The organism is Streptomyces sp. NPDC053542 (genome assembly GCF_044544685.1).
Classification (GTDB): domain Bacteria; phylum Actinomycetota; class Actinomycetes; order Streptomycetales; family Streptomycetaceae; genus Streptomyces.
Genome location: NZ_JBITXL010000004.1, coordinates 512880 through 537643, shown reverse-complemented (window position 1 = coordinate 537643; position 24764 = coordinate 512880). Strand labels below are relative to the sequence as shown.

Annotated in this window: 20 protein-coding genes and 2 tRNA genes; 12 read left to right on the top strand and 10 right to left on the bottom strand. The window is 70.6% G+C overall.

The genetic code is table 11. The features are described 5' to 3' along the window. Window positions 1–14: 14 nt before the first annotated feature. A complete protein-coding gene (locus ACIGXO_RS14080) occupies window positions 15–824 on the top strand; it encodes an Fpg/Nei family DNA glycosylase (protein WP_399785125.1) in 810 nt (269 codons plus the stop codon). Window positions 825–966: 142 nt separating this feature from the next. Here ACIGXO_RS14080 and ACIGXO_RS14075 read toward each other — a convergent pair whose 3' ends face one another. Continuing rightward, complete coding sequence (locus tag ACIGXO_RS14075; RefSeq protein ID WP_399785122.1) at window positions 967–2196, bottom strand: GNAT family N-acetyltransferase; 1230 nt, start codon at window positions 2194–2196, stop codon at window positions 967–969. A 127-nt stretch (window positions 2197–2323) separates the two neighbouring features. On the opposite strand from ACIGXO_RS14075, the gene ACIGXO_RS14070 reads away from it, so the two are divergent. Next, a complete protein-coding gene (locus tag ACIGXO_RS14070) occupies window positions 2324–3466 on the top strand; it encodes a PP2C family protein-serine/threonine phosphatase (protein ID WP_399785120.1) in 1143 nt (380 codons plus the stop codon). 9 nt (window positions 3467–3475) lie between these two features. Here the strand turns inward: ACIGXO_RS14070 and ACIGXO_RS14065 are convergent, their stop codons facing one another. Both ACIGXO_RS14065 and ACIGXO_RS14060 read right to left on the bottom strand, forming a co-directional pair. Next, on the bottom strand, window positions 3476–4678 hold the full coding sequence (locus tag ACIGXO_RS14065; protein WP_399785117.1) for a cation:proton antiporter: 1203 nt from the start codon (window positions 4676–4678) through the stop codon (window positions 3476–3478). Between the two features lie 208 nt (window positions 4679–4886). Next, window positions 4887–6065 (bottom strand): acyltransferase family protein, encoded by a 1179-nt coding sequence (locus tag ACIGXO_RS14060; protein WP_399785114.1) that lies wholly within the window; start codon window positions 6063–6065, stop codon window positions 4887–4889. A gap of 560 nt (window positions 6066–6625) precedes the next feature. Between ACIGXO_RS14060 and ACIGXO_RS14055 the strand changes: the two genes are divergently transcribed. Further along, on the top strand, window positions 6626–6820 hold the full coding sequence (locus tag ACIGXO_RS14055) for a hypothetical protein (RefSeq protein WP_031062209.1): 195 nt from the start codon (window positions 6626–6628) through the stop codon (window positions 6818–6820). Between the two features lie 83 nt (window positions 6821–6903). On the opposite strand, the gene ACIGXO_RS14050 is transcribed toward ACIGXO_RS14055, so the two are convergent. After that, window positions 6904–7272: an arsenate reductase family protein gene (locus tag ACIGXO_RS14050; RefSeq protein ID WP_399785111.1), complete on the bottom strand. Its 369-nt coding sequence runs from the start codon at window positions 7270–7272 to the stop codon at window positions 6904–6906. 120 nt (window positions 7273–7392) lie between these two features. After that, window positions 7393–7466, bottom strand: a tRNA-Gly gene (locus ACIGXO_RS14045). A 139-nt stretch (window positions 7467–7605) separates the two neighbouring features. Here ACIGXO_RS14045 and ACIGXO_RS14040 point away from each other — a divergent pair. The 5 genes from ACIGXO_RS14040 (at window position 7606) to clpX (ending at window position 12470) form a co-directional block, all read left to right on the top strand. Beyond that, window positions 7606–7682, top strand: a tRNA-Pro gene (locus tag ACIGXO_RS14040). A gap of 248 nt (window positions 7683–7930) precedes the next feature. Further along, a complete protein-coding gene (gene tig, locus ACIGXO_RS14035) occupies window positions 7931–9334 on the top strand; it encodes a trigger factor (protein WP_399785108.1) in 1404 nt (467 codons plus the stop codon). A 346-nt stretch (window positions 9335–9680) separates the two neighbouring features. Next, window positions 9681–10283, top strand: coding sequence for an ATP-dependent Clp protease proteolytic subunit (locus ACIGXO_RS14030; RefSeq protein WP_399785667.1), 603 nt, complete (start codon window positions 9681–9683; stop codon window positions 10281–10283). Window positions 10284–10340: 57 nt separating this feature from the next. Continuing rightward, window positions 10341–11006, top strand: coding sequence for an ATP-dependent Clp protease proteolytic subunit (locus ACIGXO_RS14025; RefSeq protein WP_037800896.1), 666 nt, complete (start codon window positions 10341–10343; stop codon window positions 11004–11006). Between the two features lie 174 nt (window positions 11007–11180). Further along, a complete protein-coding gene (clpX, locus tag ACIGXO_RS14020) occupies window positions 11181–12470 on the top strand; it encodes an ATP-dependent Clp protease ATP-binding subunit ClpX (RefSeq protein WP_030249684.1) in 1290 nt (429 codons plus the stop codon). Window positions 12471–12557: 87 nt separating this feature from the next. On the opposite strand, the gene ACIGXO_RS14015 is transcribed toward clpX, so the two are convergent. After that, on the bottom strand, window positions 12558–13544 hold the full coding sequence (locus ACIGXO_RS14015) for a hypothetical protein (protein ID WP_399785103.1): 987 nt from the start codon (window positions 13542–13544) through the stop codon (window positions 12558–12560). 140 nt (window positions 13545–13684) lie between these two features. Between ACIGXO_RS14015 and ACIGXO_RS14010 the strand changes: the two genes are divergently transcribed. Together ACIGXO_RS14010 and ACIGXO_RS14005 are read left to right on the top strand one after the other, a co-directional pair. Further along, the gene (locus ACIGXO_RS14010; protein WP_399785101.1) at window positions 13685–16321 is read left to right on the top strand and encodes a valine--tRNA ligase; all 2637 of its coding nucleotides are present in this window, start codon (window positions 13685–13687) and stop codon (window positions 16319–16321) included. 130 nt (window positions 16322–16451) lie between these two features. Further along, window positions 16452–17900 (top strand): peptidoglycan D,D-transpeptidase FtsI family protein, encoded by a 1449-nt coding sequence (locus ACIGXO_RS14005; RefSeq protein ID WP_399785097.1) that lies wholly within the window; start codon window positions 16452–16454, stop codon window positions 17898–17900. Window positions 17901–17903: 3 nt separating this feature from the next. Here ACIGXO_RS14005 and ACIGXO_RS14000 read toward each other — a convergent pair whose 3' ends face one another. The 4 genes from ACIGXO_RS14000 to ACIGXO_RS13985 form a co-directional block, all read right to left on the bottom strand. Next, window positions 17904–19424: a sodium:solute symporter family protein gene (locus ACIGXO_RS14000; RefSeq protein ID WP_399785094.1), complete on the bottom strand. Its 1521-nt coding sequence runs from the start codon at window positions 19422–19424 to the stop codon at window positions 17904–17906. Beyond that, on the bottom strand, window positions 19421–19645 hold the full coding sequence (locus ACIGXO_RS13995; RefSeq protein WP_399785091.1) for a hypothetical protein: 225 nt from the start codon (window positions 19643–19645) through the stop codon (window positions 19421–19423). Before ACIGXO_RS13995 ends, ACIGXO_RS14000 begins: the two co-directional genes overlap by 4 nt. Window positions 19646–19788: 143 nt before the next feature. After that, entirely contained in the window at window positions 19789–21210 is a 1422-nt protein-coding gene (locus ACIGXO_RS13990; RefSeq protein WP_399785089.1) for an amidase, read from the bottom strand. Window positions 21211–21461: 251 nt separating this feature from the next. Then, window positions 21462–22454 carry an Lrp/AsnC family transcriptional regulator gene (locus tag ACIGXO_RS13985; RefSeq protein ID WP_399785086.1) on the bottom strand — a complete coding sequence of 331 codons (993 nt, stop codon included), beginning with the start codon at window positions 22452–22454 and terminating at the stop codon, window positions 21462–21464. A gap of 223 nt (window positions 22455–22677) precedes the next feature. On the opposite strand from ACIGXO_RS13985, the gene ACIGXO_RS13980 reads away from it, so the two are divergent. Together ACIGXO_RS13980 and ACIGXO_RS13975 are read left to right on the top strand one after the other, a co-directional pair. After that, window positions 22678–24219, top strand: coding sequence for a bifunctional folylpolyglutamate synthase/dihydrofolate synthase (locus tag ACIGXO_RS13980; RefSeq protein WP_399785083.1), 1542 nt, complete (start codon window positions 22678–22680; stop codon window positions 24217–24219). Between the two features lies 1 nt (window position 24220). After that, a complete protein-coding gene (locus ACIGXO_RS13975) occupies window positions 24221–24586 on the top strand; it encodes a DUF4233 domain-containing protein (protein ID WP_399785080.1) in 366 nt (121 codons plus the stop codon). Window positions 24587–24764: the final 178 nt, after the last annotated feature.

The following is a 24764-nucleotide window of genomic DNA, read 5'->3' as shown; positions in this document are numbered from 1 at the left end:
GGACTGATCGCACGATGCCCGAGGGGCACACGATCCACCGGCTGGCCGCCGACCACTTCGAGAGGTTCGGCGGCCGGGCCGTGCGCGCGGCCAGCCCGCAGGGCAAGTTCGCCGACGGCGCCGCGCTGGTCGACGGGCAGGTCCTGGAGGCCGCCGAGGCGCACGGCAAGCACCTCTTCCTCGGCTTCGCCGCGACCGGCTGGGTCCATATCCACCTCGGGCTCTTCGGCAAGCTCGGCTTCGGCACGACGCCGGCGCCGCCGCCCACCGACACGGTGCGGCTGCGGCTGCTGAACGAGCGGTACTACGCGGATCTGCGCGGGCCCACGGCCTGCGCGCTGGTCACAGACGCCGACAAGCAGGCGATACACGACCGGCTCGGGCCCGACCCGCTGCGCGCCGACGACGACGGGGAGCGGGCCTGGCGGCGGATCTCCCGCAGCCGTACGTCGGTGGCCGCGCTGCTGATGGACCAGAAGGTCATCGCCGGCGTCGGCAACGTCTACCGCGCCGAGGTCCTCTTCCGGCACGGAATCGACCCGTACCGCCTCGGCCGCGATCTGACGCGCTCCGAATGGGACGCGATCTGGTCGGACTTGGTCGTCCTCATGCGTGAGGGCGTCCGCAACAACCGCATCGACACGGTGCGGCCGGAACACGAGCCGGAGGCCATGGGCCGGCCGCCGCGCGTCGACGACCACGGCGGCGAGGTGTACGTGTACCGCCGGGCGCAGCAGCCGTGTCATCTCTGCGGCACGGGTGTCCGCATGGCGGAGCTGGCGGGGCGGAACCTGTTCTGGTGCCCGAGCTGCCAGGTGGCCTGACCGGGCGGCCACGTCCTGCCCCACCGGGCCGCCACCCGACTGCCGCGCCGTCGTGGCCGCTCGCGCAGTTCCCCGCGCCCCTGAGCTGCGCCCTGCGGGCGCAAGCCCCCACCCAGCCCGTCCGGTGTTTGAGGACGCGCCCTCAGAACCCGTGCGGCAGCCAAGGTGCCACGTCGGAGCCGAAGGCTCCAGACGCTTCGGCCAGCGCCCCCGGCCGCAGCTCGCGGACCCGTCCGGCCGCCGCCAGCGTGCTCAGCGACGTGTCGCCCAGGTACGCCGCCCCCAACTCCCGTACCGACAGCGCCAGATCCGCCGCGTCCGTCGTCCGCTCGCAGGAGGCCCCCTTCGCGTCGCCCGACAGCCGCCACCGGCCCTCGTTCCACGGGCAGAACGTGTCCTCGATTTCCAGGACGACGTCCACCGGCGCCGCGTACGTGCGCCCCGAGAGCGCGGCGCCCACCTCCACCGGGCGCAGGAACAGCCCGTCCCGCACCCGCACCTCGCACCGCCGCAGGTCGGAGACCATGTGCAGCAGCGGCTCGTCGACCGGACGGTTGTGGCTGACCAGGACGGACGTCAGGTCGATGTCGAGCAGATAGCGCCACAGCGCGGCGCGCACCACCGGGTCCAGCGCCTCGATGTCGCGCAGCTTGACCGTGCCGTCCGGGCCGCGCGGGCTCCACTCCGCCTTGACCGCGTACCGCGCGTACCCGCGCACCTCGCCGGCCACCTCCGCCAGCACGCACAGCAGTTCCCCCGCGCCCTCCCGGTCGGCGGCCACGTCCAGCAGCGGCAGCCGCTCCCAGCCGGGCTGTCGGGCGAGCATCCCGGGGCGCCGCGCGGCCACCGCCGCGTACACCCGCTCGCAGTCGGCCACCGCCTCGGCGGGCGGTACGAGCCGCAGCCGTACGCCGTCCGTGCCGTCGGGGAGCGTCAGCGCGACCCGTTTCGTCTCCACCCGCAGCGCGGCCTGCCGGGTGGCCATGCCGTATCCGAACCGGCCGTAGATCACCGGTTCGGACGCGGTCAGTACGGCGAGCGGCTCCTCCCGGCGGCGTACGTCGTCGAGCTGCTGCCGCATCATCTCCGTCAGCAGCCCCAGCCGCCGGTGCGTCGGCTGCACGCTGACCATCGTGACGCCGGCCGCGGGCAGCAGCGTCCCGCCCGGCACGTTCATCCGGAAGGAGAACGCGCCCGCCGTGCCCACCACCTCGGACCCGTCCCACACCCCGATCGACCGGTCCACCTCGGTGAGGTCCCGGTACAGCGCACGCTCTTCGGGAGCCTCCGGCGGGCCCCCGAAGGCGCGCTCCAACTTGCCGTACCAGCCGTCCCATTCGGCCGCGCGCAGCGTCCGTAGCTGTGTCGTCATACGCCATGCGTAGCAGGCGGCGACTCGCGGACGCGACTGGATTTCGAACACATTTTCCTGGCAATTGCCCTCGGCGGTGTGCCGCGAATCGACGCGCCGCCAAAGGGGTGGATATGGTCTCGGGGCAATGGCGAGCGGCGCGGCAGCGGAGACCCTGACGGCCCGGATGCGCAAGGCGATGCACCGGGCTCGCATCGGCGTGCGCAAGGCCATGGTCGACTACTTCCGCGGCGACGGCTCCGACTGGGTCGCGCTGGCCGCCCTGCTGATCTCCGTACCGGCCATCACCGGCGGCACCGTCTGGCACCCCGACTGGATCGCCCCCGCGGCCCTCGTCCTGCCCATCGTCGCGGGCGGCCTGCTGCTGCGCCCCTCCAGCCTGCTGGCCCTGTACGGCACGGCGGCGGTGGCCCTGATCGTGGAGGCCGCGGTCCTCGGCCCGTACGAGCAGGGCCCGAACCGGATCACGCCCGGCACGGTCCTGGTCGTCGCCGCCGTGGGCCTCTTCGGGCTGCTGATCGCACAGTTCCGCAGCCGCGTGGGCGTGCCGTGGCGGCGCGGCGGCACGATGCTCTTCGACCTGCGCGAACGCATCCGCGTACAGAGCGCGCTGCCGCAGCTGCCGCCCGGCTGGCACCGCGAGATGTCGCTGCGCCCCGCCGGCGGCCAGTCCTTCTCCGGCGACTTCGTCGTCGCCTCGCGCACCCACGGCGGCCACATCCTGGAGGTCGTCCTCACGGACGTCTCCGGCAAGGGCATGGACGCCGCGTCCCGCGCGCTGCTCCTCTCGGGCGCGTTCGGCGGCCTGCTCGGCTCGCTGCCGCCGCACGGCTTCCTCCCCGCGGCCAACGGCTATCTGCTCCGCCAGGACTGGAGCGAGGGCTTCGCGACCGCCATCCACCTGGTACTGGACCTGGAGTCCGGGGACTACGAGCTGTTCTCCGCCGGGCATCCGCCGGCCCTCCAGCTGAGCGCGGGCAGCGGCCGCTGGGAGGAGAAGGCGGCCGAGGGCCCGCTGCTCGGCATCATGGACGGCGCCCACTTCGACCCGATCAAGGGCACGCTGCGCCCGGGTGACGTGCTGATGCTCTTCACCGACGGGCTGGTCGAGGCGGCCGACCGGGACATCGCCGAGGGCATCGACCGGCTCACCGGCGAGGCCGACCGCTATGTGACCGCCGGCTTCGCCGGTGCCGCCTGGCATCTGATCGAGGCGGTCGCCAAGGACGTGCACGACGACCGCGCGCTGCTGCTGATCTGCCGGGACTGAGCGCCGGCGTTACGCGCCGCCCGGGCCCGCCGCCACCGGCTCGGCCGGTGCCGGTGCCGCCGCGTCCTTCCGCGCCGCACGCCCCGGCAGGACGCGCGCCAGCCAGTTGGCACGCCCCGCCGCCAGCGGTCCCAGTACCGCCAGGATCAGCACGTACCCCGCGATGAACGGCGACAGCCGCTCGTCCAGCCCCGCCGTCGCGGCCATCGTCGCGAGGATCAGCGCGAACTCGCCGCGGGCCAGCAGCGAGGTGGCGATGTTCGCGGCGGGCCGCGGCCCGAACCGGTACAGCCGCGCGACGACGATCCCCGCGAGGACGTTCATCAGCAGCGTCACCGCGACCGCCGCCAGCACGGGCCACAGCACCGTCGGCAGGTCGCCCGGGGCGATGGACAGCCCGAAGGCGAAGAAGAAGATCGCGCCGAACGCGTCCCGCAGCGGATGCACCAGCTCCCGTATGCGCGCCCCGGAGCTCGTGCTGCCCAGCATCAGGCCGACCATGAACGCGCCGATCGCGTCGGCCACGCCGAACCACTCCGAGACCCCGGCCACCAGGACGGCGGCGCCGAGGAAGGAGATGACCAGGAGTTCGTTGTCGCGAGTGGCGATGAGGCGGCCGATCAGCTTCGTGCCCCAGCGGGCCGCCGCCGCGAGCAGCAGCAGGAAGCCGAACGCCTTGCCGGCGTCCCCGACGGCGGCGGCCATCGAGTCGGCGCCGGAGATCACCGGCTGCAGGGCCGCGAGGTACAGCGCGAGGAAGATGTCCTCGACCACGATGATGCCGAGGATCGGGCGGGTCTCGGGGTTGCCGAGCCGGCCCAGGTCGACCAGCACCTTCGTGACGATCGCGGAGGACGAGATGCCGAGGACTCCGGCCAGTACCAGCGCCTCCGCCGTGCCCCAGCCGAGCGCGAAGCCGAAGCCGAGGCCCGCGCCGACGTTCAGCGCGAGGTACGCGCCGCCCGCCAGGGCCATCTTGCGGCCGCCCGTCTTCAGGTCGTCCATGTGGAACTCGAGGCCCAGGTAGAAGAGCAGCAGCACCAGGCCGAGGAGGGAGAGCATCTCCAGGTCGTGCGGGTCGGCGACCAGGACGATGCCGGGGGTGTGCGGGCCGAGGAGGATGCCGGCCAGGATGAACAGGGGGATGGTCGGCAGGCCGATGCGGTTGCCGACGCGGGCGAGGACGGCGGCGGCCAGAAAGGCGCCGCCCATGGCGATGAGGGTCTCCGTGTGTCCGATGGCTCCTCCAGGGCTCGGGCGAGGGCAATGGTCAAGATAAGGTCAAGAGAGCGTATGTAGTTAGTTTACCAAACGACTTCTGGAGGGGGCTCCGGACCGTTCGGGAGCCGCCGGAACGCAAAAGGTGCGGGAGCGGCATCACTGCCGCTCCCGCACCTCGAGAGCCCGTACAGGGCGCCGGTTACGCCGCCGTGTCGGCGGTCCCGCGCGCCCGCGCCGTCTCGGCCGGGTCCTTCTTGAACGCCCAGGCCATCCTCGGCTCCATCGCCCAGCGGAACGCCCGCTGCACCGGCGGCGTGCACAGCGCGGTGACCACGGCCCCCGCGATGACCGTCACCGCGATCTCACCCAGCGGCGTGTGCAGCCACTGGTAGTCGTCGAACCAGCCCCAGAAGCGCGACCCCTTCGCCAGGAAGCCGTGCAGCAGATAGCCGTACAGCGTGCCGGCGCCCAGCACCGTGAACCACGTCTGCCGCTTCGGCACCCACGCGAAGAAGCAGGTCACCAGCACCGCCGAGCAGCCGAACAGGGCCAGCGTCATCACCAGGCCCGACCACCACGGCGCGCCCAGCTCCTGCGCGCTGTCGCGGTGGTAGAACCACGCCGAGGTCATCCGGGGTCCGGCCCAGTACGCCATCACCAGCGCCGACGCGAAGATCGGCAGCGAGGCCCACTTCACCGCGCGGCGCTGCGCCCACTGGAAGTGCTCGGGCTTCATGAAGAGCCCGATGACGAAGAACGGCAGGAACTGCAGGACGCGCTGGAGGTCCAGGTCGTCGCCGATGTCCGGCGAGACCGACGCCAGCATCGCGATGACCAGGGCCAGCGGGACGGGCCAGCGCACGATCTTCCACAGCGGCGTGGTGAGCCGCCAGATGAACAGCGCGACCAGGAACCAGGTCAGGAACCACGGGTCGAGCAGGCTGATCGGGTGGCCGGGGTCGTCGTCGGCCCAGCGCTTGAAGAAGCTGTACGCGACCTCGAAGAGCACGTACGGCACGGCGACGCCGGTGATCAGCCGCTGCAGCCGGTCCTTGCGCATGTCGAAACTGCGCGAGAAGTAGCCGGAGATGATGATGAACGCCGGCATGTGAAACGTGTAGACGACCATGTAGAGCGCCTCGGCGGCACGGCTGCCGTCGGTCAGCGGCTCCCAGGCGTGACCCATTGCGACCAGCACGATCGCCAGGTACTTGGCGTTGTCGAAGAAGGGATCACGGACCTTCTTCCGCGCCGTGCCAGCACCGGCCGGCTTCCCGGCCGGTGCGCCGGGAGTGGCCGTCTTCTCGGCCGGCGGGGCGGCCGTGGCGGTCGATTCCTTGGCCGGGGGGAGCGGGCTTCGCTGATCGCCGTGGAACATCTGAGGCACCTTAGTGGTGAACCGGAGATTGCGTAAAACCGTCTTCTTATTTCTCCGCTATTTCTGCAGCTACCCGCGGAGATGTGGGGAAGGCGAGAAGATCCGGCCGTTCTCGCGCCGGCCGCTCACAGGCTGCTGGGTGCCCGTTCTGTACGGAATCATCCCGACTAATCGGGGCATAGGCGCCGCGAACGTCCCGGACGGAATGTCCTACTCTGTGGTGGTCCGTTCGAGTGGTGCGCCTCACGAAATCATGTTCCCGGAATTCGAATTCGCAGACGTGAGAGGGGTATGCGCGCGACAGCGGAATCCCGCCCCACGGAAATGATCAGGCCGAATCGGAGATCATCGCGGGACTCCTTCAATGCCCTGCGCGGGCCGGTGCCGGAGAGCTGACCTGAAGGCATAGGGGCACGGGAAGTGCGTAAAGCCTTGGCCGATGATTCGTCACTCGTCTCCACCGGGAAGACAGTTGGTGGCACGATGGGTGCCGGCGGGGGTGTGCACGGCTGCATGCTTCCAGGGCCGGTGTGGCATTCCGACCAAGGGGTTGATCAGTTGTGGAACTTTCGCTGTCTGTAGTGGTGCTGCTGGCGATCATCCTCATCGTGCTGCTGCGCAACAAGACGCTGAAGTGGGGGCCGGCGATCGTCGCGATCCTCTTCGGCTTCTTCCTCGCGTCCACCGGTATCGCCCCGTCCGTGAACCGGTTCTTCGTCTCCGTGGCGGACACGATCAACAACATATCCTTCTGACCGGCACGCATTTCTGACCAGCACGAACGGGCACCGGACCGGCTCCCCGCGGCCCGGCGCCGCCCGCTCCGTACGCGCGCCGCTCAGCGCCCGCCGCGGCCCAGCGCGTCCCGTACGGACTCCTCGCTGCGACCCACCACGGCACTGCCGTCGTCCGCGGTGATGATCGGCCGCTGGATCAGCTTCGGGTGCGCGGCCAGCGCCTCGATCCAGCGCTCCCGGGCGTCCGCCGTCCGCTCCCAGTCCTTCAGGCCCAGCTCCTTGGCCACGGCCTCCTGCGTACGCGTGATGTCCCACGGCTCCAGCCCGAGCCGCTCCAGCACGGCCCGCAGCTCCGTCGCGCTCGGCGGATCCTCCAGGTAGCGGCGCACGGTGTACTGCGCGCCCTCCTCGTCCAGCAGCTCCACGGCGGACCGGCACTTCGAACACGCAGGGTTGACCCAGATCTCCATGCGCGCAGCCTAGCCAGCGCGCCGGCCCGCGCACGCCCCCTGAACGGCCAGGCGCCGCATGACCCCGGATACGCCGAAGGCCCGGCCGCGCTGTCCTGCGCGCGGCCGGGCCTTCGGTCCTGGAGCGGGCGACGGGAATCGAACCCGCGTAGCTAGTTTGGAAGACTAGGGCTCTACCATTGAGCTACGCCCGCATGCGCCGTGGACCGTCGAGCGGCCTCCGGCACGGTGAGCATCGTAGCGGGTCGGGGCGGTCCGCCGCACACCCCACTCGTCCCTCGGATAACTGGGGGCCGCATGGCCTGCGGGCATGTACCCTACGTGTCGCACCGACGGGGTGTGGCGCAGCTTGGTAGCGCGTCCGCTTTGGGAGCGGAAGGTCGTCGGTTCGAATCCGGCCACCCCGACCATCATGCGGCTTTCCAGCCATCCTCATGATCACATCAGCAGTCCCTGCTCGGCCTGCCCGGACGGGCGTCCCCAAGATCGCATTGTGGGGCGCGTCGTGCTTGCGGTTACTATGCAAGCTGCGCGTCCGTGTGCCCTCTTTTTCAGGTCTACCGGGCGCGATCCGCCGGGCCCGATACGCCACGCGCGTCTCGAAGGCCGGGGGATCTTCCAGCAGAACCCCAGAAGTCAGCCCCAAGGAGACCGAACCGTGAAGAGCGCCGTGGAGACCCTGAACCCGACCCGGGTTCGGCTCACTGTCGAGGTGCCCTTCGAGGAGCTCAAGCCCAGCCTCGACGCGGCGTACAAGAAGATCAACCAGCAGGTCACGGTGAAGGGCTTCCGCCAGGGCAAGGTCCCGGCCCGCGTGATCGACCAGCGGTTCGGCCGCGGTGCGGTGCTGGAGGAGGCCGTCAACGACGCGCTCCCGAAGTTCTACACCGAGGCGGTCAACGAGGGTGAGCTCAACGTCCTCGGCCAGCCCGAGGTCGACATCACCGAGCTGAAGGACGGCGAGCTGCTGGCCTTCACCGCCGAGGTGGACATCCGCCCGGCGCTGGAGATCCCGGACTACTCCGGCATCGAGGTCGAGGTCGACGCCATCGAGGTGTCGGACGAGGACGTCGAGAAGTCGGTCGAGCAGCTCCGTGAGCGCTTCGCCTCCACCTCCGTCGTCGAGCGCGCCGCCGCCGAGGGCGACGTCGTGACGATCGACCTGCAGGCCAAGGTCGACGGCGAGGTCCTCGAGGACGGCGTCGCCGAGGGCGTCAGCTACACCATCGGCTCCGGCGAGCTGCTGGACGGCATCGACGAGGCCGTCACGGGCCTGGAGGCCGGCGGCGAGGCCACCTTCACCTCCGAGCTCAAGGGCGGCTCCGCCGCGGGCAAGGAGTCCGAGGTCACGGTCAAGGTGACCGAGGTCAAGGCCAAGGAACTGCCCGCCCTGGACGACGACTTCGCGCAGCTGGCCAGCGAGTTCGACACCCTTGACGAGCTCAAGGACGACAGCCGCAAGCGCCTCGCGCAGATGAAGAAGTACGACCAGGCCACCCAGGCCCAGGAGAAGGTCCTGGAGGAGCTGCTCAAGCTCGTCGAGGTCCCGATCCCCGAGAAGCTGCTCGCGGACGAGATCGAGACCCGCAAGCACAACCTCGTGAACCACCAGCTCGGCCAGATGGGCCTCGACCTCGCGAAGTACCTGGAGATCCAGGGCAAGACCGAGGAAGAGTTCGACGCCGAGACCAAGGAGCAGGCCGAGAAGGGCATCAAGACCCAGTTCGTCCTCGACGAGCTGGTCAACAAGGAGAAGCTGAACGTCAGCCAGGAGGAGCTCACCGAGCACCTCATGCGCCGCGCGCAGTCCTCCGGCATGTCCCCCGACCAGTTCGCGCAGGCCGTCGTCGAGGGCGGCCAGGTGCCGATGCTCGTCGGCGAGGTCGCCCGCGGCAAGGCCCTCGCGGTCGTCGTCGAGGCCGCCACGGTCAAGGACACCAACGGTGAGGTCGTCGACCTGGACGACGAGGACGAGACCGCCGAGACCGTCGAGGCCGTCGAGAACGCCACCGCCGAGGCCGCCGAGGCCAAGGACGAGCAGGCCGAGGACGAGGCCAAGTAAGTCCCGCGGCCGGCTCCGGCCGGCCGAAGGCGGCTCCCGCGGCCGCCGCAGCACGTCGGCGTACGGGCCCGGACCACGCACACGCGCGTGGTCCGGGCCCGTCGTGTACCGGCGTGTCCCCCGGGCCCCGGGAGCCCCCGCGCACCTGCGCTCAGAGCGAACAGTTCTCGATGCGGGATGGCGCCCGCCGACCAGCGCGTTAGGGTCCGTAGATACGTGGGCAGGGGACTTTCCGACACCGCGCCGGGGCACCAACACGGCGCCGGGTCCCGCGCCCCAGACGACGACGCTGAGACGGTCCTGAAAAGCCGTCCGACAACGAGCAGGTGGACACGTGACGATCCCGATGCCTTCCGCCGCCGCTGAGCCGACCTTCGGTGGCCTCGGCGACCAGGTCTACAACCGGCTGCTCGGCGAGCGGATCATCTTCCTCGGCCAGCCGGTCGACGACGACATCGCCAACAAGATCACCGCGCAGCTGCTCCTCCTGGCCGCCGAGCCGGAGAAGGACATCTACCTCTACATCAACTCCCCGGGCGGCTCGATCTCGGCCGGCATGGCGATCTACGACACCATGCAGTACATCAAGAACGACGTGGTCACGATCGCCATGGGCCTCGCCGCCTCGATGGGCCAGTTCCTGCTGAGCGCCGGCACCCCGGGCAAGCGCTTCGCGCTGCCGAACGCCGAGATCCTCATCCACCAGCCCTCCGCGGGCCTGGCGGGCTCCGCGTCGGACATCAAGATCCACGCCGAGCGGCTGCTGCACACCAAGAAGCGGATGGCGGAGCTGACCGCCTTCCACACCGGCCAGACCGTCGAGCAGATCACCCGCGACTCCGACCGCGACCGCTGGTTCTCGGCCGACGAGGCCAAGGAGTACGGCCTCATCGACGACGTCATGGGCTCCGCCGCCGGCGTCCCGGGCGGGGGCGGCACCGGCGCCTGACGGCCCGGTCCACTCACCCCGCAGCCGACCCCAGCCCACTTGATCGCCACCAGGACGGTGAACACCCAGATGAACAACTTCTCCGGCAGCGGCCTGTACGAGGGCCCTCAGGCCGAGTCGCGCTACATCGTTCCGCGCTTCGTGGAGCGCACCTCGCAGGGCGTCCGGGAGTACGACCCGTACGCGAAGCTCTTCGAGGAGCGCGTGATCTTCCTCGGCGTGCAGATCGACGACGCGTCCGCCAACGACGTCATGGCGCAGCTGCTGTGCCTGGAGTCGATGGACCCCGACCGCGACATCTCCATCTACATCAACTCGCCCGGCGGCTCCTTCACGGCGCTCACCGCGATCTACGACACGATGCAGTTCGTGAAGCCGGACATCCAGACCGTGTGCATGGGCCAGGCGGCCTCCGCCGCCGCCGTGCTGCTCGCGGCCGGCACCCCCGGCAAGCGGATGGCGCTGCCCAACGCCCGCATCCTGATCCACCAGCCGTACAGCGAGACGGGCCGCGGTCAGGTCTCCGACCTGGAGATCGCCGCCAACGAGATCCTGCGCATGCGGACCCAGCTGGAGGAGATGCTGGCCAAGCACTCCACCACGCCGATCGAGAAGATCCGCGACGACATTGAGCGCGACAAGATTCTTACGGCCGAGGAGTCCCTCGCGTACGGTCTTGTGGACCAGATCGTGTCGACCCGGAAGAGTTCCGTTTCGGTTTGACCGTTCGATTGATCGCGCTGGTCGCGACTTGAGCCGGAGTGGCTCCCCCTTGTACCGAGTCGGCCGAGTCGGTTCAAGGGGGGCCCGCAGCGGGGGCCCGGCAAGGTACCGTCGATAGGCAAGCACCCGGGTCCGTAGGAGCAATGCGGATCCCAGGCGAAGGGGAAGCACCTCGTGGCACGCATCGGTGACGGCGGCGACCTGCTCAAGTGCTCGTTCTGCGGGAAGAGCCAGAAGCAGGTGAAGAAGCTCATCGCGGGTCCTGGTGTGTACATCTGCGACGAGTGCATCGACCTCTGCAACGAAATCATCGAGGAGGAGCTCGCCGAGACCTCCGAGGTGCGTTGGGAGGAACTGCCCAAGCCCCGGGAGATCTACGAGTTCCTGGAGGGCTACGTCGTAGGCCAGGAGGCCGCCAAGAAGGCGCTCTCGGTCGCCGTCTACAACCACTACAAGCGGGTGCAGGCGGGCGAGAACGGCGGAGCGCGCGGCAATGACGAGGGCATCGAACTGTCCAAGTCCAACATCCTGCTGCTCGGCCCGACCGGCTCCGGCAAGACGCTGCTCGCGCAGACGCTCGCCCGGATGCTGAACGTCCCGTTCGCCATCGCCGACGCGACGGCGCTGACGGAGGCGGGGTACGTCGGCGAGGACGTGGAGAACATCCTCCTCAAGCTCATCCAGGCCGCCGACTACGACGTCAAGAAGGCCGAGACGGGCATCATCTACATCGACGAGATCGACAAGGTCGCCCGCAAGAGCGAGAACCCCTCGATCACGCGCGATGTCTCCGGCGAGGGCGTCCAGCAGGCGCTGCTGAAGATCCTGGAGGGCACCACCGCCTCGGTCCCGCCGCAGGGCGGCCGGAAGCACCCGCACCAGGAATTCATCCAGATCGACACGACGAACGTGCTGTTCATCGTGGGCGGCGCGTTCGCGGGCCTGGAGAAGATCATCGAGTCCCGGGCCGGCGCCAAGGGCATCGGCTTCGGCGCGACGATCCGCTCCAAGCGCGAGATCGAGTCCAAGGACCAGTTCCAGGAGGTCATGCCGGAGGACCTGGTGAAGTTCGGGATGATCCCCGAGTTCATCGGCCGGCTCCCCGTGATCACCTCGGTGCACAACCTCGACCGCGAGGCGCTCCTGCAGATCCTGATGGAGCCGAAGAACGCGCTGGTCAAGCAGTACCAGCGGCTCTTCGAACTGGACGGGGTCGAGCTCGACTTCGACCGCCCGGCGCTGGAGGCCATCGCCGACCAGGCGATCCTGCGCGGCACGGGCGCCCGTGGTCTGCGCGCGATCATGGAGGAGGTGCTCCAGTCGGTGATGTACGAGGTGCCGTCCCGCAAGGACGTGGCCCGCGTCGTCATCACCGAGGAGGCCGTTCACTCGAACGTGAACCCGACGCTGGTCCCGCGCAACCGCGGCGGCGAGTCGGGCGAGCACCACGAGAAGAGCGCGTAGCCCGCACCAGGCGGACGAGAGGGGGCTCCCGGCACCGGCCGGGAGCCCCCTCTCGTGTCACCGCTCCGTGTCACGCGGTCCGCGGGGTCACTTCTTGACGCGGACGTCCTGGCGTACCTTGCCGAGCAGACCGGCGGCGGACTCCAGGTCGCGCGCCGAGTTCTTCTCGCCCGGCATGACGACGCCGAAGGTGCTGTAGTCGGCCCAGGCGCAGATCGGCACCTCCGACACCTCACCCGGCTTCGGCTCCTTGGCCTTGGCCGTCTGGCACTTCACCAGCGCGCCCTCGCCGCCCTCGGGCGTGAACTCCTCCGGCGTGCCGACCAGCTCCGCGTCGCTGCCGTCCTTGGTGGCCTGCTTCTGCATGTACAGGAAGAAGGCGTCCAGGGCCGTGCCCGGGTCCTTCATCGTGCCGTAGGAGCCCTGCAGCACCAGGCCGTTCTTGGGCTCCAGACCGGGCGCGTACACGCCCTGCACCGAGGTCGGGTCCGTCATCGGCAGGTTCTTGGACATGCCGTCCGCGCCGGCGGAGGTCCGCCCCGAGCCCGGCACCAGCTTGTACCCGGCGGCCGTGCCCGGCGTCGTGAGCTTGTGCGGGCCGTCGTTCTCCAGGCCGCCGCCCCCGCCGAAGACGGCGATCGCGCCGCCCGCGATCGCGGCCACGACCACGACCGCGCCGGCGATCAGGGCGATCTTCTTGCCGTTGCCCTTGCCGCTGCCGTCCTCGGGCGGCGGGACCTGGCCGTACTGCGGCTGCTGCCCGTAGGGGGCCTGCTGCGGGAACTGGCCGGGCTGCTGCTGACCGTACGGAGCCTGCTGCTGGCCGTAAGGGGCCTGCGGCTGACCGTACGGCGCCTGCGGCTGGCCGTACGGGGCCTGGGGCTGACCGCCGTAACCCTGCTGCGGGGGCACCGGGGCGCCGGGCACCGGCTGCGGAGGCACCGGGGGCACCGTGCCGCCCTGCTGCGGGTAGCCGTAGCCCGGCTGCGGGCCCTGCGGCGGCTGCGGCTGACCGTACGGTCCCGGCTGCTGAGGCTGCCCGTAAGGGCCGGGTGGCGGCTGGTTGTAGCTCATGGAGCGGTTTCCCCTCGTGACAACAGAACAACGGACAGCTTTATGCGTTGCTCACATCCTGTACGACACCAGGCACCACTCGTGCCCCGGGGGCCAAACCGATTCGAGACTGCTACATGCGCGCCCGTACACTGAGCGGCGTGACCGAGACACCTCAGAAGAGCCCTGCTTCCGGGCCGAACAGCACCCCCGCAGAACTGCCGACCCAGTACGCGCCGGCCGACGTAGAGGGGCCGCTGTACGAGCGCTGGGTAGAGCGCGGCTACTTCGAGGCCCACGCCGAGAGCGACAAGCCGGCTCACACGATCGTGATCCCGCCGCCGAACGTCACGGGTTCACTCCACCTCGGCCACGCCTTCCAGCACACGCTGATGGACGCCCTCACCCGCCGCAAGCGCATGCAGGGCTTCGAAGCGCTGTGGCTGCCCGGCATGGACCACGCCGGCATCGCCACCCAGAACAAGGTCGAGCAGCAGCTCGCCGAGGAGGGCAAGTCCCGCCACGACCTCGGCCGCGAGGCGTTCGTCGACCGCGTCTGGCAGTGGAAGGAAGAGTACGGCGGCAAGATCCTCGGCCAGATGCGCCGCCTCGGCGACGGCGTCGACTGGTCCCGCGAGCGCTTCACGATGGACGAGGGCCTCTCCAAGGCCGTGCAGACCATCTTCAAGCGGCTCTACGAGGACGAGCTGATCTACCGCGCCGAGCGCATCATCAACTGGTGCCCGCGCTGCCTGACCGCCATCTCCGACATCGAGGTGGAGTACCAGGAGGACGACGGCGAGCTCGTCTCCATCCAGTACGGCGAGGGCGACGAGACCCTCGTCGTCGCCACCACCCGCGCCGAGACGATGCTCGGTGACACCGCCGTCGCCGTCCACCCCGAGGACGAGCGGTACGCCCACCTCGTCGGCAAGCGCATCAAGCTGCCGCTGACCGACCGCACCATCCCCGTCGTCGCGGACACCCACGTCGACCCGGAGTTCGGCACCGGCGCCGTCAAGGTGACCCCCGCCCACGACCCCAACGACTTCGCCATCGGCCAGCGCCACGGCCTGGAGTCGCTGACCGTCATGGACGAGCGCGGCGTCATCACCGTGCACGGCCCCTTCGAGGGCCTGGACCGCTTCGAGGCGCGCTCCACGATCGTCTCCGCACTGCGCGAGCAGGGCCGCATCGTCGCCGAGAAGCGCCCGTACACCCACTCCGTGGGCCACTGCTCCCGCTGCCGCACCACCATCGAGCCGCGACTGTCGATGCAGTGGTGGGTCAAGGTCGGCCCGCTCGCGCAGGCCGCCGGCGACGCCGTCCGCGACGGCCGCGTGAAGATCCACCCCGAGGACATGTCGAAGCGCTACTTCGACTGGGTCGACAACATGCACGACTGGTGCATCTCGCGCCAGCTGTGGTGGGGCCACCGCATCCCCGTCTGGTACGGCCCCGAAGGCGAAGTCGTCTGCGTCGGCCCCGACGAGGAGCCGCCCAGCGGCGAGGGCTGGACCCAGGACACCGACGTCCTGGACACCTGGTTCTCCTCCGGCCTCTGGCCCTTCTCCACCCTGGGCTGGCCCGAGAAGACCCCGGACCTGGAGAAGTTCTACTCCACCGACGTCCTGGTCACCGGCCACGACATCATCTTCTTCTGGGTCGCCCGGATGATGATGTTCGGCCTGTACGCGATGGACGGCGAGGTGCCGTTCAAGACCATCGCACTGACCGGCCTGGTCCGCGACGAGCGCGGCAAGAAGATGTCGAAGTCCTTCGGCAACGTCGTCGACCCGCTGGACTGGATGAACGAGTACGGCTCCGACGCCGTCCGCTTCACCCTCGCCCGCGGCGCCAACCCCGGCACGGACGTGCCGATCGGCGAGGACTGGGTACAGGCGTCCCGGAACTTCGCCAACAAGATCTGGAACGCCACCCGCTTCGCGCTGATGAACGGCGCGACCGTCGAGGGCCCGCTCCCCGACCCCGCCGAGATGTCGGCGACGGACCGCTGGATCCTCTCCCGGCTGAACGCCACCGTCGCCGAAGTCGACGCGTACTACGACGACTACCAGTTCGCGAAGCTCTCCGACGCGCTCTACCACTTCGCGTGGGACGAGGTCTTCGACTGGTACGTCGAGCTGTCCAAGACCACGTTCATGGGCGGCGGCCGCGCCGCCGAGGTCTCGGCCCGTGTCCTCGGCGAGGTCCTGGACACGACCCTGCGCCTCCTCCACCCGGTCGTCCCCTTCGTCACCGAAGCGCTGTGGACCACGCTCACCGGCAAGGAGTCCGTCGTCGTCGCCGACTGGCCCAAGGACAGCGGCTTCCGCGACCAGGGCGCCGAGAAGGAGATCGAGACGGTCCAGCAGGTCGTCACCGAGGTCCGCCGCTTCCGCTCCGACCAGGGCCTCCAGCCCGGCCAGCGGGTCCCGGCCCAGCTCGACCTGACCGGCACCGCCCTCGCGGCGCACGAAGCCGCGATGCGCTCGCTGCTCCGCCTCCAGCCCGCCGGCGAGGACTTCGCCGCCACGGCCTCGCTGCCCGTCGCCGGGGCGACCGTCTCCCTGGACCTCTCCGGCGCGATCGACATCGAGGCCGAGCGCAAGCGCCTGGCCAAGGACCTCGCCGCCGCCGAGAAGGAGAAGGCACAGGCTACCGGCAAGCTCGGCAACGAAGCGTTCCTCGCCAAGGCCCCCGAGAAGGTCGTCGACAAGATCCGCACCCGGCTCGAGACCGCCGAGGCGGACATCGTCCGCATCACCGCCCAGCTCGAGCGCCTGCCGAAGGGCTGACGCCCCGACCGCCGACCGACGAAGGCCCCTTCCCGCCCGGGAAGGGGCCTTCGCGGCGCTATGGACGCTGTTGACGGACGCGTACACCTTTCTCATCGCTCTCTCATGGAACCGAGCGACCGTGGGAAACATGAACAAACCCCTGCGACGCGTCTCCGTGTTCTGCATCGCCCTGGTCCTCGCCCTGATGGGCTGGGCCACCTGGATCCAGGGCGCGAAGGCGGACACCTTCGCGGACGACGAGCACAATCCGCGGGTCGGCATCGAGAAGTACTCCCGCCCGCTCGGCAACATCCTCGTTGACGGCCACCCGGTCACCGGCTCCGCGCCCACCGACGGCACCCTCGCCTACAAGCGGACCTACACCGACGGCCCGCTGTACGCCCCGCTCACCGGCTACTCCTCCCAGATCTACGGCTCCACCCAGCTGGAGAGCCTCTACGGCGACGTACTGGACGGCACCGACAGCCGCCTGCAGTCCCCGCTGAACCTGGTCTCCCGCGAACGGGCCAAGGGCGGCGACGTAGCCACCACCCTCGACGCCAAGGTCCAGAAGGCCGGCTACGAAGCGCTCGGCAACAAGACCGGCGCCGCCGTCGCCCTCGACCCCGCCACCGGCCGCATCCTCGGCATGATCTCCACCCCGTCCTACGACCCGGGGAAATTCGCCGGCCAGTCCACGGCCGACCAGAAGGCATGGGCCGCGATGACCGGCGACAAGTCCCAGCCGCACCTCAACCGCGCCCTGCGCCAGACCTATCCGCCCGGCTCCACCTTCAAGCTGGTGGTCGCCGCCGCCGCGCTGGAGAACGGCCTGTACTCCTCCGTCGACGAGCGCACCGACAGCCCCAACCCCTACCGGCTGCCGAACACCCGCACCGACCTGACCAACGAGAACGCCGCCGCGCCCTGCGAGAACGCCACCCTCCGCACCGCCCTCCAGTACTCCTGCAACAACGTCTTCGGCAAGCTGGCCGCCGACCTGGGCGAGAAGAAGGTCAAGGAACAGGCGGAGAAGTTCGGCTTCAACGACGCGAAGATCGACATCCCGGTCCGCGCCTCCAAGAGCGTCTACCCCTCCGGCATGGACGCGGCCCAGACCGCCCTCTCCGGCATCGGCCAGTTCGACGACCAGGCCACCCCGCTGCAGATGGCCATGGTCGTCTCGGCGATCGCCCATGGCGGCGAGCTGAAGACCCCGTACGAGGTCGACAAGATCACCGACGGCGACGGCAACACCGTCCAGCAGTACTCACCGAAGACGTACAAGACGGCGATGTCGAAGCAGAACGCCGAGCAGCTCCAGTCCGCCATGCAGACCGTCGTCGAGAAGGGCACCGGCTCCGGCGCGAAGATCGACGGCCTCACGGTCGGCGGCAAGACCGGCACCGCCCAGCACGGCGTCGACAACAGCGGCATGCCCTACGCCTGGTTCGTCTCCTACGCCGAGAACGCCCAGGGCCACCAGGTCGCCGTCGCCACGGTCGTCGAGGACAGCGACGCATCCCGCGACGACATCTCGGGCGGCGGCCTGGCGGGCCCGGTAGCAAAGGCAATGATGAAGGCGGCGCTGTCCTGACCCTCAGCTGCGGGCAGTCGTGCCGCCAGGGGCGATGGGGGTCCCTCCCTGCTCGAGCGGAGCCGAGAGCTTGGGGGAGGGCGGGCGCAGCGGCACCCCATCGGCGGGGAGCCGCTCCGCGCCACCCGCACCCCCACGCCACAGCACCTGCGCCCCCACGGTGACCACAAGGTTCGGTACGAGCGAGAGCAACCCGGCATCCACGGTGCCGATGTCCATCCCACTGAACGTCAGCCAGGCCAGCGTCCCCACGCCGGTAACGATGCCGAGCAACGCGGGCCCGGCCCCCAGCCGGTTCCGCCGAGCCAACGCGGCCACCGTCGCCGGCGCGAGCTGCGCGAGCCCCCCATACGTAAGCAACAACAGATTGGCCAACAGCGCAGGCCGCGCAAGCCCCAACACCAGCGCCAGCCCGGACGCCAGCACCACGCACACATGATTGACCCGCATCGTCCCCCGCTCACTCCGCGCAGGCAGCAAATTCCGCGACACCAACGTGGAGATCCCGAGCAGCAGCGCAGCCGACGGCACCATCGCCGTCGCCGCCGCGGCCACCGCGACCACCCCCACCAGCCACCCCGGCAGCGCACCCCCGGCCACCGTGAGCAGCGCGGCCTTGCTGTCCGTACCCGGCTTCAGCGTCAGCGCCCCGGCGAACCCGACCACCACCGGCACCGCGATGGCCACCTGGTACAGCGGCAGCCAGATGTAATTGCGGCGCAGCGCCCGCGAACTGCTCGCGGACAGGATCGCCGACCACAGGTGCGGCATCGTGTTCAGCCCCGCGCCGATCGCGGAGATGAGCATCGCGGTGGTGAACCACGTCGCGTCGGTGCTGCCGCCGTGCAGGGTCAGCAGGTCCGGACGGCTCTCCCGTACCGCGGTGAACAGGCCCCCGAGGCCGCCGTCGAGCCCGATCGGCACCGCGACCAGCAGGATCAGCAGCGCCAGCACCATCAGCACGTCCTTGAAGTACGCGGCGCGGGCGATACCCCGGAGCCCCGACCACAGGACGAACCCCACAGTCAGCACGGTCGCCAGGATCATCGAACCCGTCGCGCCCGACTCGCTGCCGGTGGCCAGCTGCACGATCAGCCCGAGCCCGGTGATCTGCAACTGCAGATACGGCAGCAGGAAGACGGCCCCCACCACCGCCACGACCTTGCCGAGCAGCGGACTGCGGAACCGGTCGGCGAAGAAGTCCGCCTGCGTGAGGTAGCCCTTCTCCTTGCCGAGCCGCCACAGCCGCGGACCGGTCAGGTACTGCCCGATCAGACAGAGCGAGAGATACCCCAGCGCATACGTGGCCGCGACCCCGTCACTGAAGGCCAGCCCGGCCAACCCCAGGGAACTGAACGTCGTGAACGACTCGCCGGCCTGCAGGAACCACATCGTCACGGCCCCGAAGCGACGCCCGCCGACCGCCCATTCGCCCAGGTCGTGCCCGGTATTGCGGCGACCGGACAGGCCCACGGCGGCGATCGCGAGAATGCCGGCCAGGGTGACCGCCATGGTGGTGCTCATACCGCGGCCCCCTCTTCCGCCTCTTCGGCGTCCTCGGGGTGCGGGGCGCGCGCCTCGTACAGGGCGAGCGCGACGGTGGTGCCCACCGTCCACAGCACGCTCCACACCAGGACGGCCGGCAGACCCAGCCACAAGGTGGTCGTGTTGACGAAGGGCAGATACGGAGTGGCGAAGAACCCGGCCGTGGGCACGGCGAGGTACGCCAGATGACGCTGGCTCATGTCGGATCCCGGGGGAGGAGGGGAGGGGAACAGAACAGCGGTGCGGGAGCGGCTGGGGCAGCCGACGTCGGTCGGGGGCAGCCGGGGGAGCCGGAGTCAGCTCCGGGGAACGGCTCCGGGGAACGGCTCCGGGCGGGTGCCGGTCAGCAGTGGGGGAGGGCGGGGCGGCGCAGGCCGTGGCCCGCGGCGGCCTCATAGGCGTGCGCGGCACGCAGGGCGGTCAGCTCGGCGCGGGGCGCGGCGACCACCTGCAGCCCGACCGGCAGCCCGCCGGGCGTGAACCCGGCCGGCACGGAGAGCGCGGGCGACCCCAGCACGGTCACGAAGTACGCCGAACGCATCCAGTCCAGATACGTCTGCTGCTCCTGGCCCGCGACCACCGTCGGGTACTCCACCTCCACGTCGAACGGCACCACCTGGCTGACCGGCGCCAGCAGCACGTCGTAACGGGAGAAGAAGTCCGTCCCCGCCAGATGGACACGGGCGTGCGCGGCGGTGGCGCGGGCGAGGTCGGCGCCGGTCAGCTTCCGGCCCTCCTCGATGTTCCACACCAGGCTCGGCTTGAGGGCGCCGGGGTGCGCGTCGAGCAGCTCCCCGAGCCCCTGGGCGAACAGCTGCGCCCGCCGCGTCCGGAAAACGTCCTCGGCACCGTCCAGGTCCGGGCAGTCTTCCGTCAGGTGGCAGCCCAGCTCCTCGAAGACCCGCAGCTGCGGCTCCAGGACGGCCGTGACCTCCGGGTCGACCGGCACCCGCCCGCCCAGGTCCGGCGTCCACGCGACCCGCAGCCCGCGCAAATCCGCTTCCAGCGGCGCGCGGAAGACCGCGCCCGGGGTGTCCAGGGAGAGCGGGCAGCGCGGGTCGGGCCCGGCCATGACCGACAGCAGCAGCGCGGCGTCGGCGACGGTACGGCCCATCGGCCCGGCGACGGCCAGGGTGTCCCACGGGTCGCTCGCGGGATGGCTCGGCACCCGGCCCGGCGTGGGCCGCAGCCCGACCACATTGCAGAACGAGGCGGGATTCCGCAGCGACCCGCCCATGTCGCTCCCGTCGGCGAGCGGGTGCAGCCCGGCGGCGAGCGCTGCGGCCGCGCCGCCGCTGCTGCCGCCGGCCGAGCGCGTCGGGTCGTACGGATTGCGGGTGGCCCCGAAGACCGGGTTGAACGTGTGCGAACCGGCCGCGAACTCCGGCACGTTGGTCTTCCCGATCCGGATGGCCCCCGCCGCCTGGACCCGCTCCACCAGCAGCTCGTCCTCGTCCGGCACATGGTCGGCGAAGAGCGGCGAACCGTGGGTGGTGCGCATCCCGCGGGTGAGGTGGGTGTCCTTGAAGGCGATCGGCAGGCCGTGCAGCGGGCCCGGTTCGTGGCCGCGCGCGAGACGGTCGTCGGCGTCGCGGGCGGCGGCCAGCGCCCCCTCGGGATCGACCGTAACCACCGCGTTGACCTGCGGATTGACGTCATCGATCCGGTCGAGGTGGGCCTGTACGACCTCCCGGGCCGACAACTCCCGCTTCCGGATCCTGGCGGCGAGCTCGGTGGCGGGGGCGTACGTGATCTCGTCAGTCATTGACCATCCGTCCTGGACTGGGCTGGATGACGGCTCATCCTGCGACCCTCTGCCGGAAGTGGTCAATAGCCCTGCACGAATGAATCTTCTAGCCGCAAGCAATCAACAGTTGACGCTTACGGCCGCGCCGCACCGGCGATACGGGGCCGTGCCGGCGGTCCGGGGTGATGGCCCGATGGCCCGAGGAAGGGGAAGCTCGGCAGGCGCAGCCCCCTGTGGGCCCCGGCCCTCGCCCTCGTCTCAGCCCGGTCTCAGCCCGCCGCCCTGAGCGACCGCATCAGCGGCGTAGGTGTGGCGCTGCGCTTCAGGGCCGCCACCACCAGGTGCGAACTGACCGCCTCCACGTGCCGTACCCACGGCCCCTCGGTGAGGAAGGCGTGCAGCGCCGTCATCGACGGCTGGGTGACGTCCACCAGCAGCTGGTGCTCGCCCATCACCACCGCCGCGTACCGCACCAGCGGCGACTCCGTCAGCAGCCGCCCGACGGCCTCCACCGCGTCCGGCCGGGTCCGGATCCACAGCAGCGCCTCGACCGGCAGCCCCAGCAGCGCGGGCTCCACCGCGGCCCGTATCGACACCGCGCCCGACCGGGTCAGCGCCTCCACCCGGCGCCGCGCCGTCGCCTCGGACACCCCGGCCAGCGCGGCCAGTTCCTCGTGCGTGCGCCGCCCGTCCTCGGCCAGCGCCTCCACGATGCGCCGCTCCTCCGGCCCCAGCTCCTCGGCCGGCGCGCTCGCCTGCTCGGGGCGGGCCGGGAAGCGGGACAGCGCGGCCACCTCGGCCTCGTCCAGGATGCCGGGGTGCCAGTCGTGGACCGTACGGAAGTACCGCAGGACGGGCGAGACGTGCTGGGCGGTCAGGCCCGGCACGGCCGGCGCCTCGTCGAGCATCAGCGCGGCCAGCCGGCCCGGCGGGCACTGCACCTCCGCCACGCAGTCCGGCGGCCCGGACAGCACGTAACTGAAGACCGTGCCGGCGCGGTCCGCCATCGCCAGCGCCGCGTCCCGCGCCGTACCGGGCGGGCAGCCCAGCCGCACGATCGCCGTCTCGCCGCGGGCGACCAGCCCGGTGACCGTTACCTGGCCGCTGCCCAGCAGGTGCAGGCCGCGGCGCGCGACGGTGCGCTCCGGCTCGCCGAGCGCGGCGGCGATGCGGCGCCAGGACGCCCGGCCGTCGATCTGCAGCGCAGCGATGATCCGGCGGTCCAGGGCGTCGGGCCCTTGGCCCGTCTCGGCAGCGGTCACGGGATCACAGTAACGACACCGCAGGACAGTAGGGCGGGGCGGCAGCGAGGCATGGGCCGTAGCGAGGGGCGGGGGCGGTAGCGGGGCCGTGGGGGCCGCGCGGTGCCTCCTTCTCTTCTTTCCCGGCAACGATTACCGAGGGTGAGAAAGTGCCCCTGGTCAATTACATATTGTCATTGTACGCCCTGTGAGGGATATGCGGTCGTTCTCCTAGACTGGTGCTGTGAGCGAGCGCCCCGAGAACGACGAGCCCGACCCGATCGACCCGGACCTGATCCCCGGCCCGGAGGTCGACGCCTTCGACGAGATGATCGAGGCCGAGACCGACCGAGACCCCGACCTCGCGGTGATCGAGGCCGGCAGCCGCACGCTGCGGGCCCAGGCCGGACCGCCGACGAGCGACGTGCCGGCGCGCCCCGAGGACCCCGAGGTGGACCGCGCGCTGCGCGCCGTGGAGGCCGAGCTGGCGAGCCGCTGGGGCGAGACCAAGCTCGACCCGTCGGTGCAGCGCATCGCCGCGCTGATGGACATCCTCGGGCAGCCGCAGCGCTCGTACCGTTCGATCCACATCACCGGCACGAACGGCAAGACCAGCACGGCCCGCATGATCGAGGCGCTGCTGGCCGCCTTCGACCTGCGCACCGGCCGCTACACCAGCCCCCACGTCCAGTCGATCACCGAGCGGATCAGCCTGGACGGCGCGCCGATCTCCGCCGAGAAGTTCATCGAGACGTACGAGGACATCAAGCCGTACGTCGAGATGGTGGACGAGCGGGAGGAGTACCGGCTGTCCTTCTTCGAGGTGATGACCGGGATGGCGTACGCCGCCTTCGCGGACGCGCCCGTCGACATCGCGGTCGTCGAGGTGGGGATGGGCGGCAAGTGGGACGCGACGAATGTCATCGACGGTGATGTCGCCGTGGTGACGCCCATTTCGCTCGATCACACCGACCGGCTCGGGGACACGCCGGAGGCGATCGCGGGGGAGAAGTCCGGGATCATCAAGAAGGACGCCACGGTCGTGCTCGCGCAGCAGCCGGTGGAGGCCGCTTCGGTGATGCTCAAGCGCGCCGTCGACGTGGACGCCACGGTCGCCCGCGAGGGCATGGAGTTCGGGGTGCTCGCGCGCGAGCAGGCGGTCGGCGGGCAGCTGCTGACGCTGCGCGGCCTGGGCGGCGAGTACACCGACGTCTTCCTCCCGCTGTACGGCGCGCACCAGGCGCACAACGCGGCCGTCGCGCTCGCCGCCGTCGAGGCGTTCTTCGGCGTCGGTACGGAGCACGCCCGCACGCTGGACATCGACACCATCCGCACCGCGTTCGCCTCGGTGTCCTCGCCGGGCCGGATGGAGGTCGTGCGCCGGAGCCCCACGGTCGTACTGGACGCGGCGCACAATCCCGCGGGTGCCCGTGCGACCGCCGAAGCGGTCACCGAGGCGTTCGGTTTCAGCCGACTTGTGGGCGTGGTCGGCGCGAGTGGCGACAAGGACGTGCGCGGGCTGCTGGAGGCGTTCGAGCCGATCTTCGCCGAGGTCGTGGTGACGCGGAACTCCACGCCCCGTTCGATGGATCCGGACGAGCTGGCGGCGCTGGCCGTCGAGGTGTTCGGTGCCGAGCGGGTGCAGGTTGAGCCGCGGCTGGACGACGCCCTGGAGGCGGCGATCACGCTGGCCGAGGAAGAGGGCGAGTACAGCGGTGCGGGTGTGCTGGTCACCGGTTCCGTGATCACGGTGGGCGAGGCCCGGCTGCTCCTGGGAAGGAACTGACATGCGCACCCTGTGTGCGAGCACGCTGATCGGCGAGTTCTTCGTGATCGGCTTCGCCGGGCTGGTCGCGATGCAGACCTCGGGCCACTCCACGGCCACGGTCTGGACGGTCAGCGGCATCGCGATGGTGCTCTCGCTCCTGCTGTGCGGGATGCTGTCGCGGCCGGGCGGGGTGGCGCTCGGCTGGGTGCTGCAGATCGCGCTGATCGCGAGCGGGGTGATCGTGCCGACGATGTACTTCCTCGGCGCGGTCTTCGCGGGTCTGTGGTGGGCCTCGGTCCACTTCGGCCGCAAGATCGACGAGGCGAAGGCCCGCTGGGCGGCCCAGGCCGCCGAGACCAACACCGCGGGCCCCGACCCGGCCTGACCAGGTCCGGCCCGCACGGAGATCGCGTCGGCCGGGCACCGTCCGGCCACGCGGCCCGATCACTGTCCCGGCCGCACAGCCCCGGGGCCCAGCCGCCGCAGGCCCGGGCCCCCGGTGCGCCGGACACCCCATGTAGCCTCGGCACACCCGTAACTGTCTGTATTGCAAGGAGCCCCAC